The 1,309-nt window shown below is 44.3% G+C and carries 1 protein-coding gene and 1 other annotated feature; the gene reads right to left on the bottom strand.

Annotation, left to right across the window (positions count from 1 at the left end):
* Positions 1–39: 39 nt before the first annotated feature.
* A protein-coding gene (locus tag QL919_RS14060; RefSeq protein WP_290190089.1) for an IS3 family transposase occupies positions 40–1,259 on the bottom strand; the annotation gives its coding sequence in 2 pieces (ribosomal slippage) (positions 40–974 and positions 974–1,259; 1,221 coding nt in all).
* Positions 868–984, bottom strand: a sequence feature (AL1L pseudoknot). Its footprint overlaps the gene before it by 117 nt.
* Positions 1,260–1,309 lie beyond the last annotated feature (50 nt).

Raw genomic sequence — 1,309 nt, 5'->3', positions numbered from 1 at the left:
TGAACCGCCCCGACTATATCGGAGAGTGGATTGCTTGAGTCAGGCAGCTTTGTCTGACTCAGTAAGACTATCATAGTATCGTCTCTCAAACTCAAAAGGCGACACATAACCAATCGTACTATGAATGCGAGTTTTGTTAAACCAATCGACCCATTCAAGGGTTGCTAATTCAACATCATACGCATCCCGCCACTGCTGTTTTAAATATTCAATCACCTCTGTTTTATAAAGCCCGTTAACCGTTTCAGCCAATGCATTATCGTATGAATCACCGGTTGTACCAACAGATGCAATAACGCCAGAATCAGCCATCTTATCAGTATAGCGAATGGATAAGTACTGAACGCCGCGATCACTATGATGAATCACATCTTTTGGGTTATTTCTGTCTGCAATGGCTTGATTTAACGCTGCCATCACCATATCCGTGTTCATACGATCTGATACTTTCCAACCAACGATAGCGCGAGCAAACACATCAATGATAAAGGCAGTATAGACCCAACCACTCAATGTTTTAACGTAAGTAAAGTCAGCAACCCATAGCTGGTTAGGGCGATGGGCCGTGAAATCACGGTTGACTAAATCATCAGCACGCTTTTGATCATCACGAGACTTAGTGGTTATCTTACCTTTACCTCGCCAAATACCCTGCATACCATGCTGACGCATTAACCGCTCTACAGTGCAACGTGCAGGATGTATACCTTCGGACTTCAACTGCTTCCAGACTTTACGAGCACCGTATCGGCATTTGCTGTCCTTCCAAATACGTTTAATCTCATTAAGATAGAAGTCGTCATGCTGACTACGCTGTGAACGCTTTTCAGGATTTTCTTCTAGCTCTTTAGCACGATAGTATGTGGATGGAGCAATCGGTAATACTCTACAGATTGGCTCGACTCCATATTGTTGTTTGTGATCGTCTATAAAATCAACCATTACTTGGGTTTGCGGTCGAGCTCCGCCTGGGCGAAAAAAGCGGCAGCTTTCTTTATAATCTCATTGGCTTGCTTTAACTCTCTGTTCTCACGTTCAAGCTCTTTGATACGCTCCGCTTGGCTTTGAGCTTGAATGTTTGCAGGAATGGTTTTATCAATGTGCTTTTTATGCCATGATCGTAGGGTCTCAGGCGTGCAACCTATCTTTGGCGCTATGGCTTTGATGGCTGACCAGGTGGATGGGTAGTCGTCTTTAGCTTCAATTAGCATACGGACGGCTCGCTCTTGCATTTCAGGGGTATAGTTTCGTGTTTTCATTGTCGTATTCTCTCAGAAAATTGAGTCTCCGACAATCCCGGGGCGGTTCA

The sequence above is a fragment of the Psychrobacter sp. APC 3426 genome (assembly GCF_030408035.1).
GTDB lineage: Bacteria > Pseudomonadota > Gammaproteobacteria > Pseudomonadales > Moraxellaceae > Psychrobacter.
The sequence above is the reverse complement of the archived record's forward strand: the minus strand, read 5'-3'. Positions and strand labels throughout refer to the sequence as shown.